The following is a 15,278-nucleotide window of genomic DNA, read 5'->3' on the forward strand; positions in this document are numbered from 1 at the left end:
GCCGCCGCCCCGATACAGGCGAAATCTTTTCTCGATCGGGTGCCGGGTCAAGGATGGCCGAAGGCCACCGCGAAGCGGCGCCCGAAGGGCGTCCTTGACGCGGCGGCTGATCGAGAAACACTCAAAGCAAGGGTCGGCGGCGAACCCCGACAACGAAAACACAGTCGCCAACCGAGGTTTCCCGAGAAGAGAAATGTGTTGGTCTCGACACGCCTCCGCCTAGCGGCTCCGGCGGCTCGACCAGCGGGGGAAGCGATCCACAGTGAACGAGATCCACATGTCGGCCACCCCACCAGCCCCCACAGTCTCAGACCACGACCGCTCACACCCCGCGGTGACCCGCTCCCAGAACCCCGCAGCCACAAGATTCCGCTCCTGATAGGCAACAGCCCACTCCCCCGGCGCACCAGAGACGACAGCCCGAGCAAACCCGAGCCCGAGCCCAGCACGCCGCGCACCGGCGACGACGAAGAAGCTGTTCAGGATGCGTACAGGCTGGTCGGCATCGCGCACGAGCGCGAACCCGATGGGATGGATGCCGGCGGTGAGGATCCAGGCCCGCCAGCCGGGGTCGGAGCGGAGCGCGGCATCGAGCCACTCGGAGCGGAAGGTGCCATCGGCGTACGGAAGGATGGAACTGAAGCCCGACATGTCGTGCCGGAAGAGCAGCCACAGGTGGCGGAGGGCGGCGTGATCCTCGGGCCGGGCGAGGCGGGCGATGACCGGCTGCGGAACGTCGAGGTGAGTGTGGAGTGTGGTCATACACGAAAGCCTCGGAACGCGATGCGCTCCGAGGCTTTCGGTCATTCTCTCACGCCATCGGCCGAGGGAACGTCACTAAAGTCCTCACGGTGACCACAGCTGTCGGTTCGGACGACAACAGCCTCGGGGCGATCCATCCGGACACCGACCACGAGGATGCGGAGAACGCGCTCCGCGAGGCCGGGTGGACGCGATGCGGAGCAGGCGACTGGGCCATCGCCCTCAGGTCGCCGAACGGACGCAGAGCGGCCCGGATCAGCCCGTTCGATCCGGCGGGACCGTGCAACGCCGCTGTGGCCAGGTCCTCTCGACCTCAACCCGACGAACGTGATGCGCAGGCCCGACGGCAGGCTCGTGATCATGGACATCTTCGCCCTCGACGGACCGCGGTTGTACGGCACCGCGGCGACGGACCCCGATCTGGTCGCCGCACTCATCCCGGAGGGCGAGCGGCGGTTCATCACCGAGATCCCGATCGCGAACACCGGAGGGCGACAGGACGACGAGATGCGCGATCGGCGCGGCCCTGGCCAGCGCGGACGCTCGCCGGCGGGTTCGAGGGCTACAACGTACGGAACCTCGGTCCGGATGATCGCTCATCCGGACCGAGGGTCCGTTGGTAGGGGTCAGGCGATGTGGAAGTCGCTCACGTTGACGTTCACGGCCTCGACGTCGATGTCGAAGTAGTCCTCGACCGCCTCGATCACCTGGGTGCGGATCGCGACGGCGTTGGTCTTGACCGGCGTGCCGTAGGCGATCACGTAGGACACGGTGATGTTGGCGACGCCGTCGACGATGTCGACGACGGTGCCCTCGTCGTCGATGGCGTGTACGCCCTCGATCTTAGCCGCGATGTGGTGGACCAGACGCTCGACCAGGCCCTCGCTCACCGTCGACGTGCCGCGCTCCTCGCGAGCGGCGCGCAGCACACCGGTCAGGGTCGAGTCGCCGGTCGGCTCCGGCTCGACGACCGGCTCCGGCGCGAAGCCCGGGGCGGGCGCCTCGGAGACCGCCTCCTCGGCCGGGGCGGGCTCGACATCGGCGACCTCGTCGGCGGCGACCTCGTCGGCAGCCGCCTCCTCGGTGGTCTCCTCGGTGGTCTCCTCGGTGGTCTCCTCCGCCTCGGCGGGGGCCGCTTCGGTCTCGACCTCTGCCTCGGCCGGGATCTCCTCGACAGGCTCGGTCGGCTCGGCGGCAGCCTCGATCTCCTCGGTCACCTCGGTGGGCTCGTCAGCGACCTCGTCAGTGACCTCGTCACCGGCCTCCTCCGCGACCTCGACGGCAAGGTCGGCGTCGCTCGGCTCAGCTTCGACGTCGGCAACCGCGTCGGTCTCGGAGGTCATGGGGACCTCCTCCGCCTCCACCGGGGTCTCCTCGACAGCAGCCTCGGTCGAGTCAGTGGCCTCCTCCGCCTCGATCTCCGACTCGACCTCGGCCTCGACCGGCTCGATCGCGTCGGTCGTCACGTCAGCGCTCTCCTCGACTGCCTCGGTGTCACCCGCGACCTCGGTGACCTCACCGGACTCGGAGGCAACGAAGACGTTCTCCGTCTCGACCGGCGCCTCCTCGGCCGGCGCCTCCTCGACCGCACTCTCCGGAGCCTCGACGCTCTCCTCGCCCTCGACCGGTGCCTCTTCCGCGGCGACCTCGTCGAGCACCTCACCCTCCGGCTCGACAGCGGTCTCCTCCACCGCGACGTCCTCGGCCCCGGCCTCGACCACGTCAGCGACCTCCGCGTCTGCCCCGACCTCGGTCACCTCACCCGCCTCGACGGCCTCGTCGGTCGCGCTCTCGGCCACGACCTCCTCAGCGGCCGCGTCGGTCTCCGCAGCGTCCGTGACTTCGGCGTCCGTGACCTCGGCGTCCGTGACCTCGGCGTCCGTGACCTCGGCGTCCGTGACCTCGGCGTCCGTGACCTCGACAGCGGCGTCCTCGACAGCAGTCTCCTCGGTGGTCTCGGTGGTGGTAGGGGCTTCGGCGTCGACGCCCTCGAGCGGCGCCTCGTACGTACCCTCGGTCTCGGCCGCGACAGCCTCGGTCTCGACGACCTCGCCCGCGACGTCGCCAACCACTGCGACGTCCTCGGCGGCGAGCTCGGCCACCTCGGCGGCCGGGGTCTCCTCGGTGTCGGTGACGACGTGCTCGGGGTCGGAGAGCGGGTCCACCACGGGAGCCTCGGCGACCGGCTCGGTGACGGCCTCGGCGACCGGCCCGGCGACCGGCCCGGCGACCGGCTCAACGACCGGCTCGGTGACGTTCTCGCCGACCAGAGCCGCGGCGGGCTCCGCGGCAGGCTCGGCGACGTACGTGCTGGCCTCCGGGGTGGCCAGGTTCTCGCCGACGACCGGGGCAGAGGCGTCGGTCGGCTCCACCTCCCCCGGCTTCGGCTGCTCGTTCTTGTGACGGTTGAAGATGCCGCTGATGAAGTCGGACATGGCTTCGCATTCCTTCGAGTGAGGGGAGGGTTCGGGTCGAGCGCCCACGACGGGCGTGATGCTAGGGCCGGCACGCTGTGAGTCGGGTCACGTGTCTTTGATTCCCATGTCTTGTACCCCAACGGTGACCGCGGTGAGGAGCATCTGTGTCAAACCTTCCGGGGACATTCGCCCACCGTTCAGCCAACGTCGGAGACCCGCCGGAGCACGCGCTGTAGAACGACAGAAGAGCACGTACGTCACGACGGAACCGCGCGGGAGGGACGATGAATCCACTGCTGCTCCCACTGGTCGCCGCGCAGGCGGCGTACGTCCATCGGACCATCGGCAAGGAGCCTCGTCCGGAGGGTCCGACGAAGGGCTTCGTGCCGGGTCCGGCACCGGCGGACGACTCCGATCCGCTGCGCCTCCTGGTGATCGGCGACTCCTCCGCGTCGGGCCGCGGCGCGCCCACGCACGACCTCGCCTTCGCCGGGTCGATGGCCCGGGCGATCGGGAAACGGACCGAACGTCCGGTCGAGTGGCGGGCGCTGGGGAAGTACGGCGCGACCAGCGAGCGGATCCGGTACGGCATCCTCACGAAGGTCACCGGCGAGTGGGACCTCGCCGTGCTCCTGGTGGGCGTCAACGACATCCTCGCGCGGCGCTCGGTCGAGGCCTGGACGCGCGACCTGACCGCGATCGTCGAGACCCTCCAGGAGCACGCCGCCCACACCGTCCTCCCGGGGATCCCGGAGTTCGGCGCGTTCCCGTCGCTCCCCCGCACCCTGCGGCGCTACCTCGCCGAGCGCGGGAAGGCGCTCGACGTGGCGGCGCGGCTGGTCTGCGCCGGGCGTACGTCGGTGCAGTGGGTCAGCTCGGCCGACCTGGGTCCCGCTGAGCCGTCCTTCTTCGCGGCCGACGGCTTCCACGCCTCGCCGGCGGGGTACGAGCGCTGGGCCCAGGCGATCTGCGACCACCTGGACCTCTAGCTCACCGCACTCCCGGCTGCGGCACGACGAGCTGGGCCAGCGGAACGTGGTGCTGCCCAGCGTGGGTGTCACGGTCGCGCAGCGACCCCTGCGAGACCGGGCGCGGGTAGGAGATCTTGACGACGTTGAGCGACGGGATCCGGAAGATCTGGACCGACGCGGGGTCGACCCGGTAGAGCTCGGCGACGACACCCTCGTGGAGGAACGTCTCGTCGGCGGCGATCCGGTAGCCGTCGGCGTCCCGCATGAACAGCTCCATCGTGATCCAGAACGGCCCGGCGTTCTTGGAGCGGACCTCGATCGCGAGGTCTCCCAAGGTGGTCTCGGGCAGGGTGGTCTCAGGCATCGTGCTTCTCTCCCATCTCGTCGATCTCGGTGCGGAACATCGCCGTCGGGGTGAGGCTGTCGACGGCGTGGTTGAGCACGAACTCGTACGCCGCACCCCGCTCGACCTCGGCCGGCGACCCGGGGAACGCGAGGCTGGGCAGGTAGTCCATGTCCTGCGCGGGCAGGTGCAGCATCAGCGGGTTGGCGACCTTGGCGACGGCGGTGGCGAGGGCCTGGTCGGCGGCGCGTACCAGGAGCATCACCCCGACCTCGCGCGGCGGCTCCGTGGCCGGGTCGAGGTCGCCGAGGACGGCGTTGTAGCCGTACAGACGCAGGTCGTAGTCGTAGTCGTCCCTGGTCAGGCCGAGGGTCTGCTCGACCCGCTGGGTGAGCACCACATGCATCAGCGAGGCCCAGCCCTCGATGTCCTTGAGGATCAGCGGGTCGCGGATCGCGGAGAAGGACATCGTCTCGTAGCCGGTGATCCGGGCACCCTCGAGCTTGACCGTGTGCTGCTCGGCGTGGTGGAAGAGCGATCCCTCGACGCGCACCCGGCGCTCGTCGAGGGCGGTGTAGACGGCGTCACGGACGTCCAGGGTGCCGTCCGGCTCCCTCATCAGATGAGGGTTCGCGGTCTCGTACAGCATGTGGGCGGCCACCGAGATCGGCGTGCAGGCGGCGCTCTCGTCGAGCGGCTCGATGGTGAACCCGGTCCGGTCGACGGTCGCGAAGACCCCGCCCGCCCGCGGGTTGGTCGTGCACTGGCCGCCGCACTCGACGATCTTGGCCGCGTGCCACGACGGCCCCGCGGGCATCCCTTTCAACAGCGCGTACGCCGCCGCGTTGGCCGTGTCGGTCGCCCGCCCGGCCAGGACGACCTGAGCCCCGGCTGCGAGCGCCTCGGCGATCGGCTCGTGGCCCATCATCGCGACGATGTGGGTGCAGTCCTCGAGGGTCGCGCCGTCGAGGTCGCCGAGCGGCGGCAGCGGGTGGATCCGGCCGGCCTCGAGCGGCTCCTTCAGGTCGGCGGCACGCTGCTCGCTGTAGATCCGCGCGACCTTCATCGACAGCCCCTCCTCGGCAAGCAAGCCGGCGACGATGCCGGCGACCCAGTCGACGCCATCGTCGGTGCCGCTGGTGCCGCACGACCCGACGACGAGCGGGATCCCGGCCTCGGCCGCCGCCCGGAGCAGGATCCGCAGGTCGCGGGAGACCGCCGCGGCCGTGGTCTTCGGTTTCGAGGCACCCAGGTAGTAGGGGCCGGAGTCGGTGGAGCCGCCGTCGACGGCGATCACGTCGGCGCCCAGGGCGATCCCGCGGGTGATCGTCTCCTCCGGGAACCCGGCGCCGAGCATGCCGCTCGGCACCAGGATGCTGACAGCATCGGCGTTGGTCATCTGTTGTCTCTCTCGATCAGGTGGGCGTTGACAGCGTGGTGCGGGCCGCCGGCGAGGGCGTCGAGGAGCTCGCGCGCTCCCGCGATGCCGGCGGCCCTGCGGGCCTGGGCGGTCTGCCCGGCCAGGTGGGAGTGGACGACGATCCCGGGCACGCCGCGCAGCGGGCTCTCGGCCGGCAGCGGCTCCTCGGCGACCACGTCGAGCGCGGCACCGGCGATCCGCCCCTCCCGTACGGCAGCCGCGAGCGCGTCCTCGTCGACGATCGCGCCGCGAGCGGTGTTCACGAGCACCGCTCCCGGCTTCATCAGCCCGAACGCCGTCGCGTCGAGCAGCCCGCGGGTACGTGGGGTGAGCGCCGTATGGACCGACACGAAGTCGGACTCGGCCAACAGCTCGGACAGCTCCACGAAACCGACGTCGGCGTCGGCTCGCTCCGCGGCCGGGACACCCGTCGTGCACAGCACCCGCATCCCGAACGCTCTGGCCAGCGGGACCACCGCACGGGCGGCCGCGCCGTAGCCGATCAGGCCCAGGGTGGAGCCGCGCAGCTCGCGGCCGTCCTCGCGTGGCCAGCCGCCGGAGGCGACGCCGGCCGCGCTCTCGACCAGGCGACGGGCGGAGGCGAGGAGCAGCCCCATCGTGTACTCCGCGACCGCGTTGGCGTTGATCCCGGGCAGGTTGCTGACCGTGATCCCGGCGCGGGCGGCCGCCTCGACATCGATCGCGTCGTAGCCGACCCCGGTGCGTACGACCGCCCTCAGCCGGTCCGCAGACGTCAGGATCTCGGCGGTGAGAGGGTCGTGGCCGACCAGGGCGCCGTCGACGCCGGCGAGGTCCGCGACCAGGTCCCCGGAGGCGAACCGGGTGTCGTGGCCGTGGGAGCGGAGGAGGTCGTCGACCTCGTCGCCGGGCCGCAGGTAGTCGGTGGTGATCAGGATCCGGGCCACCGCGCTCACACCGCCCGCTCGGCGTCGGAACGCCGCTGGAGCCGGTCGATCCGCACCACGATGACGACCGCGACCGCCGCGACGACCGCGATGTCGAGCAGCATCGTCGGCCAGCCCAGGACGTCCACGGCCCCACCGATCACTGCCGGCCCGAGGAAGGCGCCGCTCTGCCAGCCCACCGCGTAGAGCGCCGCGTACGTCCCGAAGACCCGCGCCGAGGGCGCCAGGTTCCACAGCACCACGACGGCGTTGACCAGGAAGGCCGAGGCACCGGCGGCGCCGATGCAGAGCGCCACGACCGTGCCGGTCGGGGTCTGGACCAGGGTGCCGAGGAGCATGGCGGCCGCGAAGACCGTCATCCCGGCGATCATGGTGCGCAGCCGGCCGAAGCGCTCGGCGAACAACGCGGTCGGGTAGGCGGCGAGGAGGAACGCGACACCGCTCGGCAGGGTGAGCCCGCCGGCGTCGCCGCGCGACAGCCCGAGGGTCTCCATCCCGTAGGGCGTGACGAGCGCACGCGACCCCGCCCAGGCGCTCCCGAAGACCAGGATCGCCACGATCAGCAGCAGTCGGCTGCGGTCGGGGTCGCGCACGATCTCCCGGACGGTGTCGCGGATGCGCGCCTGCCCGACGGCCGTCGACTCTGCCGCGTCCTCGGCGGCGTCCTCGGCCACCGCCGCCCGGTAGCCGGGTGAGGCGCTGTCCCGGATCGAGAGACACAGCACGGTGACCGAGACGAGGGTGATGAGGGCGATCACCGCGAAGGCGAGGGCCGGGTGGTCGTCGACCAGCAGGATGCTGACCAGGGCCGCGACGATCACGGTGAGGCTGGAGGCGATCTTGACCGCGGCGTTCGCGCGGCTGCGCCGCTCGGGGGCGATGAAGTCAGGCACGAGTGCCTCGCCGATCGGCTTGAACGAGTTCGACACCAGCGCGAACACGACGATCACGACGATCAGCAGCGGCAACGTGCCCGCGGTGTGCGGCAGGATCACGAACAGCAGCGCCGCGAGCGGCATCCCGACGGCGAGGTAGGGCATCCGCCGTCCCCAGCGCGTGCGCGTCCGGTCGGACCGGTTGGCCATCCACGGCTGGATGAAGATGCCGAGCAGGTTGTCCATGCCCATGATGAAGCCGACCAGAGCCGCGCTGGCGAGGTGCTCGCGCAGCAGCGGCGGCACCTGGCTGTCGTAGAAGTTCCACATCGACTCCTGGGCGAAGACCGCCAGCGCGACGAGGAGGGTGATCCGGCGAGGCCCGAGCTGCCGTGGTGGTGCGGTGGGAAGGGTGGTGCTCACGCGAGGGACCTCCGTGATCTCTGGGCTGTGGCGGCGCTCACAGTAGTTTTGCTACAGCAAAACAGTCAAGAGGTGGCATTGCTGGAAAAGTGGCCTAGGATCAGACCCATGTCGCTCTCCTCCCCTGAGACCACCGCGGCGACCACGACCATCGCCGAGCGCGTCTACCAGGCGTTACGCAGCCAGATCGGCTCCGGCGAGCTCGAGCCCGGCGCCAAGATGACCGAGCGCGGCATGGCCGAGCGACTCGGCGTCAGCCCGACCCCGGTTCGCGAGGCGATCCGGCGGCTCGAGCTCGACGGTCTCGTGGAGCGGGTGGGGCCGCGTACCACCCTGGTCGCGCGCATCGAGGAGGACGCCAGCCACGACCTGGCCGAGGTGGAAGTCGCACTGCGTGGCCTGGCCGCGCGGTTCGCGGCGAGGCACGCGACCGACGACGAGCTCGACGAGCTCGACCGGCTGCTCGACGAGGCCGACGACCTGGTGATCCTGATCCGCGCGCGCCACCGCGAGGGCAAGCCGGTCGAGAAGCACGCCGACCGCTTCCTCGACGTGCTCGGCCGCTTCAACGAGCAGGTCAACGCGGCCGCCCACAACCCGGTCCTCGTACGCCTCCTGGAGCAGTCCCGCTCCCTGACCCCGTCACGCCAGCGCGAGATCTCCCGGTCACACCTGCTCGCCGGAGACGACTTCGGCGCCGACCGCTACGCCGAGCACCGCGCCCTCGTGGTCGCGCTGCGCGCCCGTGATGCCGTCGAGACCGAGCGCATCGTCACCGAGCACGCCGCCCGCGGCCTCCTCGACCTGCGGCGCGAGATCTAGTGGCGGGCGTCTTCACCGGCTTCGCCACGATCAGCGTCCTCATCGCCCTCGGCGCCCTGCTCGCCCAGCTCGGGATCCTCGACCAGCACGGCCAGCGCACCCTCTCGACGCTCGCCTTCTACGTCGCCAGCCCAGCGCTGCTGATCACGGTGATGGACGACAGCGACCTCGGCTTCGTCTTCTCCGGCAACCTGGTCGCCGTCGCCGGGGCCGTGCTGGTCTCGGCCACGCTGATCGTCACCGTCGCACGCCTGCGCCGCCGCGACCTCGGCACCACGGTGGTCGCGACGCTGTGCGGCTGCTACGCCAACGCCGGCAACCTCGGCCTCCCGATCGCGTCGTACGTCCTGGGCGACCCGGTCCTGGTCGCACCGACGCTCCTGCTGCAGATGCTCGTGCTCCAGCCGCTCGCCCTGGTCGTCCTCGACGCCGACGCGAGCACCACCCGGCTCTCGTTCTGGGCGATCCTGCGCCGTCCACTGACCAACCCGATCACCGTCGCCTCGTTGATCGGCGTGGCGCTCTCGGTCACCGATCTCGACCTGCCGACCGCGGTCTCCGACCCGCTGGAGCTGGTGGCCGGGATGGCGGTCCCGTCGATGCTGATCGCCTACGGGGTGGCACTCCGGCTCGGCCCGCTCCCCGGGCGCGGCGTGCCGCCGCTCGACCTCGCCGCGGTGGTCGCGACCAAGCAGGTGGTCCAGCCGCTGGCGGCGTACGTCATCGGGCGGTTCCTGCTCGGGCTCGACGCCGAGGCGCTGCTGGCGGTGACGGTGCTCTCCGCCCTGCCCACCGCGCAGAACGTGTTCGTCGTCGCGCAGCGCTACAACCGTGCCGTCCTGCTGGCCCGCGACGTCATCTTCGTCAGCACGCTGGCCACCGTGCCGGCGATCCTGCTGGTCGTCGTGCTCCTCACCTGACGCCGGACGACCGAGCCCGGATGAAAGTCCCTTGCGACCGCATTCCTTCCGGCGTACCCTCGCGATATATCGGGACACTACGCCGACAGTCGAAGAGCTTCACGAGGACACAAGGGGAGACGACATGAGCAACCTCGACAACCTGCGGGTGAGCGAGGCCGATCGGGAGGAGGCGTCGGCGAGGCTCGCCGAGCACTACTCGACCGGCCGGCTCTCCGACGACGACTACTACGAGCGCCTGGACGCAGTGTGGTCCGCGAAGGTGCGCGCCGACCTGGAGATGCTCTTCACCGACCTACCGAGGACGACGCCGCAGCCGGCACAGGTCGTCCGCCGGCCGCGACGGGACCGCCCACGAGCGTTCCCGCTGATCGCCTGCTTCCTGCTCGTGGCGATCGGGCTGATGGTGATGGGAGTGCCCTGGTGGGCCTTCGCGGCGATCGCCGGTGGTGCACTCGTCTTCCGCACGAAGCACCGGCACCACCGGGCGACACATCACGGATGTCCGCCGGCCCACGGCCGGGCCGGGGCACAGCCGTAACCGAGTCAGTCCACCGCGGGAGCCAGGATCCAGACCGCCGAGTCGGTGGGCAGGTCGCCGACCACCGGGTCGCCGCTGTACATCACGATCTCGCCCTCGGGCAGCGGCGTCGGCTCCATGCCGCAGTTGAGCACGACGATCAGCTCGCTCTTAGTGTCGTCCGAACCGCCGGCCCCGCCACGCCGGAACGACACGACACCCTCGGGCGAGTCCAGGATCTCCACGTCCTCGTCGGCGCCGAGCGCAAACGCCCGACGCGCCGCCAGCGCCGCCCGGTAGAACTCCAGCGTCGAGTCCTTGACACCGTTCTGCGCCGCCACGGTGAGGTCGACCCACTCGGCGGGCTGCGGGAGCCACGGCTGCATCGGCAGGTCCTCGTCAGGCACCTGACTGAAACCGAAGGGCGGCTCGAACCCGCTCCACGGCAGCGGCACCCGGCACCCGTCACGACCGCCCTCACCGGTCTCCGACCACGGATCCTCCTGGTACTCAGGCGGCAGATAGACCTGTGGCAGGCCCAGCTCCTCCCCCTGGTAGAGGTACGCAGACCCCGGAAGCGCCAGCATCGTCAGCGTCGCCGCCCGCGCCCGGTGGAGCGCCTGAAGGCCGTCGCCGTAGCGCGAGCGGTGGCGTACGACGTCGTGGTTGGAGAGGACCCAGGTCGGCGCTGCGCGCGACGGACCGAGCGCCTTCAGCGTCGACTCGATGACCTCGGTGAACGCCTCGGCGGACCAGGGCGCCTGCAGCCAGGAGAAGTTGAACGCCTGGTTGAACTCGTCGGCCCGTACGTAGCGCCGCAGCTCCGCCGGCCCAGGGGTCCAGGCCTCGGCGACCATCATCCGGTCGCCGTCGAAGGAGTCGATCAGCTTGCGCCAGGCACGGTAGATCTCGTGGACCTCCGGGTTGTCCCACATCGGCGCGTCGGTGACGCCGCGCTGATACATGACGGCGGCGTCGGAGGTGAGCGCCAGCCCCTCGGGGACGACCTGGTCGCGCAGGTCCTTGAAGAGCCCGTGGGCGATGTCGACCCGGAAGCCGTCGACGCCGCGGTCGAGCCAGAAGGTGAGGATCTTGGTGAACTCGGCGACCACCTCGGGGTTGTGCCAGTTGAGGTCGGGCTGGTCGTCGTCGAAGAGGTGGAGATACCACTGGCCGTCCTCGACCCGGGTCCACGCCGGACCGCCGAAGACCGAACGCCAGTTGGTCGGCGGCTCCTCCCCCGCCTCGCCACGGCCGTCGCGGAAGATGTAGCGGTCACGGGCGCTCGACCCGGGCACGGCGGCGAGCGCCTCGACGAACCAGGGGTGGGCCGAGGAGGTGTGGTTGGGCACCAGGTCGACGATCACCTTCAGGGCGAGCTCGTGCGCCCGCGCGATCAGGTGGTCGGCGTCCTCCAGGGTGCCGAAGATCGGGTCGACGTCGCAGTAGTCGGCGACGTCGTAGCCGTGGTCGTTCTGCGGCGAGGTGTAGAAGGGGCAGATCCAGATCGCGTCGACGCCCAGCGCGGCGAGGTAGTCCAGATGGTCGGTGATGCCCTGCAGGTCGCCCAGCCCGTCGCCGTTCGAGTCCGCGAACGATCGCGGGTAGATCTGATACGCGACTGCTTCGCGCCACCATGGCTGGTCCACGTAGACCCCTATCTCGTCGGTGGATTCGGCGGTACCCCGATCTTGTCGAGGCGATGCTCGGGGTTGTCAAACCGAACCTCTCGTACGTTCCCGGCCTCACGCCGGATCCGGTGCCTGAAACGCCGAAAAATCGGGGATGCCCGAAGTCGGCCCGTGGCATGTAGGCTTACCGGCGTTGAAGGAGGCGTCCCCACGCGCTTCGCGGTTGCTCTCGGTGACCGTTCGTGCAGCACTTGGTCTTCCGCAGAAGCAGAAATCAGTACTCGTGGATTCAACGCCCAAAGGGCGGCACGGAGTCGCCCTGTGTACACAAGGATTAGATTCATGACTCAGGGAACCGTGAAGTGGTTCAACGGCGACAAGGGCTTCGGCTTCATCGCCCAGGACAACGGGGGCGACGACGTCTTCGTGCACTTCTCCGCGATCCAGACCCAGGGCTACAAGACCCTGGACGAGAACCAGCGCGTCGAGTTCGACGTCACCCAGGGCCCGAAGGGCCCGCAGGCCGAGAACGTCCGTCCGGTCTGACTCTGGCTTCCACGGCAGCCCCGCTCCTGCTTCGGCAGGGCGGGGCTGTCCCCATTTCGGGAGCGGTCCGGTCAGTCGGTCTCGGGAAGCTTGGTGACGTCGACCCAGCCGCGCGCCTCGCTGATCGTCTCCAGGTCACCGAGAGTGAGCGCGATGGTCGTGTTGGCGCCGCCGGCAGCCGGGTAGACCATGTCGAAGCGCTTGAGCGAGGCGTCGAGCCAGACCTCGGCCGACGACGGGTTCCCGAACGGGCAGACGCCGCCGATCGCATGGCCGGTCATCGGCTCCACGTCCTCGGCCGCGAGCATCCGGGCCTTGGTGCCGAAGTGGGCCTTGAACTTCGCGTTGGCGATCTTGGCGTCACCGGCCGCGACGATGAGGATCGCGGCGGTGCGGTCCTCGGTGTAGAGGCTGATGGTCTTGGCGATCTCCGCCGGAGAGACCCCGAGAGCCACCGCGGCCAGCTCGACGGTCGCCTTCGACTCCTCCGACTCGATGATGTCCCCACCCCGTCCGAAGCGATCCAGGTGGGTGCGGGCGAGCTCGATCGACATGCTCGCAGACTAGCGGGCCGTCCCACCGCCGAAGGAGTCGGCGACCGCGCGGCCAGTGAAGATGCGGTACTCCATCGGGGACGGCGCACCCAACGGACTCTCCGGCACCGCGCCGCAGACGACCACCAGATTGCCGGGGCGGCGACCCTTCAAGGTCGCCGGCTCGACGCCGAGGACCACGTCGCCGAGATCACGGGCGGCCGCGACGAAGTCACGGACCTGGGCGAACGGCGCTCGGTCGACGAGGTTGGCGACGAAGACGCCGGACGGCGCCAGCACGCGGCGTACGTCCTCGACGAAGGCAGCGGTGACGAGCTCGTCCGGGGTGCGGCCGCCGGCGAAGGCGTCCAGGATCACCATGTCGGCGAAGCCGTCGCGTACGCCGCCGATGCCCGCCTTCCCGTCGACGGGGCGCACCTTGATGCCGCTGCGCGGCGGGAGCGGCGCCTCGCTGCGTACGCGGTCGATGACCTCGATCGACGGTTCGAGCACGATCTGGGAGGAGCGCGGCCGGGTGGCGTGCACGTAGCGCGGGAGCGTCATGGCCGCGCCGCCGACGTGCACGATCCGGACTGGCCCTGGCGGCAGTCGATCGATAACATCACCGACCCGCCTCATGTAGTCGAAGACGAGGCGGCTCGGGTCCACCAGATCGACGGCCGACTGCTGCATGTCGTCCATCTCGAGTACGTAAAGATCTTCGTGCATACCGAGAAAAAGGGTACCCCCGGGCGTGTTTTGGGGACCTGTGCCTCTATTGTGACCCAGACGACAACGGAACCATCAGCCATTCATGGGTACATTTCGGATACCCCCTAGGGCATCCGTTCTGTGCTGACGCTACCTCGCCCCCGATCCCCCACTCGGCGAGGAACGAGAGGAAGTACACCAGCGTGACCACCATCGAGGAAGTGACCATCGGAGCGTTCAGCCAACCGCTGGTCGCGATGTCGTTCATCATCTCCGTCCTCGGCTCATGGGTCGGTCTGACCTGCGCGCTCCGCGCCCGTAGAACCACCGGCACGGGCTCATGGCTGTGGCTCTTCGGCGCGGCCGCCTCGATCGGCGGCGGCGCGATCTGGTCGATGCACTTCATCGGGATGCTGGCCTTCGACAGCCACGTCGCGTACGCCCTGGACATCGGCATCACGCTGATCTCGCTCGCTGCGGCGATCATCGCCGCGATGGTCGGCATGCTGATCGCGACGGCGATGCGCGGCAACGCCGGCTACATCGTCGGTGGGCTGGTCACCGGCGCCGGCGTGTGCGCGATGCACTACACCGGCATGTACGCCATGGACATGAGCGCCAAGATGGCCTGGAAGCCGGCGGTCGTCGTCGCCTCGGTCGTCATCGCGCTGGTCGCCTCGGCCCTCGCGCTCTTCTTCGCCTTCAACGTCACGACCAGCCTCATGCGGATCGGCGCTGCCGTCATCATGGGCATCGGCGTGTGCGTCATGCACTACACCGGCATGCTGGCCCTCGAGATCCACAGCTCCCCCGACGACAAGCTCGGCCACGTCAGCGGCGCCGACCCGGTCTACCTGGCGATGCCGATCTTCGCGATCTCGGCGGGCATGCTCATCGTGATCGGCTTCGGCACCATGTTCGCCGGCATCAACGACGACCTCGACGACCCCTGGACGCCGAGCCAGCGTCCGGGCTCCGACTCCGGCGCCCACCCGATGATGCCCCAGCGCCCGATGCTCGGCCAGCCGACGAACGCCGGCCCGCAGCCCGGCTACCAGTCCGGCCCGCAGCCCAGGTACCAGCCCGGCCAGGAGCCCGGCCAGCAGTTCGGGCAGCCCGACCTGCCCCAGCAGCCGCTGCAGCCGCTCCCGACGCGCCAGCCGGCAGCGTCCGGAAGCCCGCAGGCGGGCCAGGCCGTGGGCGAGGGCATCGGCGGCATGTTCACCCAGCGTCCACAGCGCCCGACCCAGCTGCGACCGCAGACCGGGCGCTGGACACCGCGTCCCTACGCCCAGCAGGCCTCCAACAGCGCCGCGGAGCCCCAGCCCGACTTCTTCAAGCCGAAGAGCGGGCGCCCGACCGGCGAGGGTGACGGGTCGCAGGCGCAGCCGCAGCCTCGTGGCCAGCGTCCCCCGGGCTGGCTGCCGCCGCGCAACAACAGCCTGTAGCGAGTCGCGG

The 15,278-nt window shown here is 70.2% G+C and carries 16 protein-coding genes; 7 read left to right on the forward strand and 9 right to left on the reverse strand.

All coding sequences use genetic code 11. From position 1 onward, the window contains the following. Positions 1-219 precede the first annotated feature (219 nt). Positions 220-762, reverse strand: a complete 543-nt coding sequence (locus G5C66_RS14055) for a GNAT family N-acetyltransferase (protein WP_165111599.1) — start codon at positions 760-762, stop codon at positions 220-222. Between the two features lie 360 nt (positions 763-1,122). Between G5C66_RS14055 and G5C66_RS14060 the strand changes: the two genes are divergently transcribed. Beyond that, on the forward strand, positions 1,123-1,449 hold the full coding sequence (locus G5C66_RS14060; protein ID WP_165111600.1) for a hypothetical protein: 327 nt from the start codon (positions 1,123-1,125) through the stop codon (positions 1,447-1,449). Here G5C66_RS14060 and G5C66_RS14065 read toward each other — a convergent pair. After that, positions 1,389-3,197, reverse strand: coding sequence for an Asp23/Gls24 family envelope stress response protein (locus tag G5C66_RS14065; protein WP_165111601.1), 1,809 nt, complete (start codon positions 3,195-3,197; stop codon positions 1,389-1,391). The two genes, G5C66_RS14060 and G5C66_RS14065, sit on opposite strands and share 61 nt — an antisense overlap. A gap of 266 nt (positions 3,198-3,463) precedes the next feature. Between G5C66_RS14065 and G5C66_RS14070 the strand changes: the two genes are divergently transcribed. After that, entirely contained in the window at positions 3,464-4,168 is a 705-nt protein-coding gene (locus G5C66_RS14070; protein ID WP_165111602.1) for an SGNH/GDSL hydrolase family protein, read from the forward strand. A 1-nt stretch (position 4,169) separates the two neighbouring features. Here G5C66_RS14070 and G5C66_RS14075 read toward each other — a convergent pair whose 3' ends face one another. The 4 genes from G5C66_RS14075 to G5C66_RS14090 are packed head-to-tail and all read right to left on the reverse strand — an operon-like array spanning position 4,170 to position 8,137. Continuing rightward, positions 4,170-4,514, reverse strand: coding sequence for a DUF4387 domain-containing protein (locus tag G5C66_RS14075; protein ID WP_241248518.1), 345 nt, complete (start codon positions 4,512-4,514; stop codon positions 4,170-4,172). Continuing rightward, entirely contained in the window at positions 4,507-5,892 is a 1,386-nt protein-coding gene (locus tag G5C66_RS14080; protein ID WP_165111603.1) for an acyclic terpene utilization AtuA family protein, read from the reverse strand. The genes G5C66_RS14075 and G5C66_RS14080 overlap by 8 nt, the downstream gene beginning before the upstream one ends. Next, positions 5,889-6,848: a phosphoglycerate dehydrogenase gene (locus G5C66_RS14085; RefSeq protein ID WP_338144173.1), complete on the reverse strand. Its 960-nt coding sequence runs from the start codon at positions 6,846-6,848 to the stop codon at positions 5,889-5,891. Before G5C66_RS14085 ends, G5C66_RS14080 begins: the two co-directional genes overlap by 4 nt. Next, positions 6,845-8,137, reverse strand: coding sequence for an MFS transporter (locus tag G5C66_RS14090; protein WP_165111604.1), 1,293 nt, complete (start codon positions 8,135-8,137; stop codon positions 6,845-6,847). Before G5C66_RS14090 ends, G5C66_RS14085 begins: the two co-directional genes overlap by 4 nt. Positions 8,138-8,245: 108 nt before the next feature. Between G5C66_RS14090 and G5C66_RS14095 the strand changes: the two genes are divergently transcribed. From G5C66_RS14095 to G5C66_RS14105, 3 genes are all read left to right on the forward strand, one after another. Further along, on the forward strand, positions 8,246-8,959 hold the full coding sequence (locus G5C66_RS14095; RefSeq protein ID WP_165111605.1) for a GntR family transcriptional regulator: 714 nt from the start codon (positions 8,246-8,248) through the stop codon (positions 8,957-8,959). Further along, entirely contained in the window at positions 8,959-9,879 is a 921-nt protein-coding gene (locus tag G5C66_RS26850; RefSeq protein WP_165111606.1) for an AEC family transporter, read from the forward strand. The genes G5C66_RS14095 and G5C66_RS26850 overlap by 1 nt, the downstream gene beginning before the upstream one ends. Positions 9,880-10,003: 124 nt before the next feature. Continuing rightward, positions 10,004-10,420, forward strand: a complete 417-nt coding sequence (locus G5C66_RS14105; protein ID WP_165111607.1) for a DUF1707 SHOCT-like domain-containing protein — start codon at positions 10,004-10,006, stop codon at positions 10,418-10,420. Between the two features lie 5 nt (positions 10,421-10,425). Here G5C66_RS14105 and G5C66_RS14110 read toward each other — a convergent pair whose 3' ends face one another. After that, entirely contained in the window at positions 10,426-12,048 is a 1,623-nt protein-coding gene (locus G5C66_RS14110; protein ID WP_338144174.1) for a glycoside hydrolase family 13 protein, read from the reverse strand. 324 nt (positions 12,049-12,372) lie between these two features. On the opposite strand from G5C66_RS14110, the gene G5C66_RS14115 reads away from it, so the two are divergent. Further along, a complete protein-coding gene (locus G5C66_RS14115) occupies positions 12,373-12,576 on the forward strand; it encodes a cold-shock protein (protein WP_008357755.1) in 204 nt (67 codons plus the stop codon). 71 nt (positions 12,577-12,647) lie between these two features. Here the strand turns inward: G5C66_RS14115 and G5C66_RS14120 are convergent, their stop codons facing one another. Further along, positions 12,648-13,130: a YbaK/EbsC family protein gene (locus G5C66_RS14120; RefSeq protein ID WP_165111608.1), complete on the reverse strand. Its 483-nt coding sequence runs from the start codon at positions 13,128-13,130 to the stop codon at positions 12,648-12,650. A gap of 9 nt (positions 13,131-13,139) precedes the next feature. Beyond that, positions 13,140-13,838 carry a spermidine synthase gene (locus G5C66_RS14125; protein WP_165111609.1) on the reverse strand — a complete coding sequence of 233 codons (699 nt, stop codon included), beginning with the start codon at positions 13,836-13,838 and terminating at the stop codon, positions 13,140-13,142. Between the two features lie 185 nt (positions 13,839-14,023). On the opposite strand from G5C66_RS14125, the gene G5C66_RS14130 reads away from it, so the two are divergent. Next, entirely contained in the window at positions 14,024-15,268 is a 1,245-nt protein-coding gene (locus tag G5C66_RS14130; RefSeq protein ID WP_165111610.1) for an MHYT domain-containing protein, read from the forward strand. The last annotated feature ends 10 nt before the right edge of the window (positions 15,269-15,278 follow it).

This window comes from Nocardioides turkmenicus, assembly GCF_011045035.1.
GTDB classification, from domain to species: Bacteria; Actinomycetota; Actinomycetes; order Propionibacteriales; family Nocardioidaceae; genus Nocardioides; species Nocardioides turkmenicus.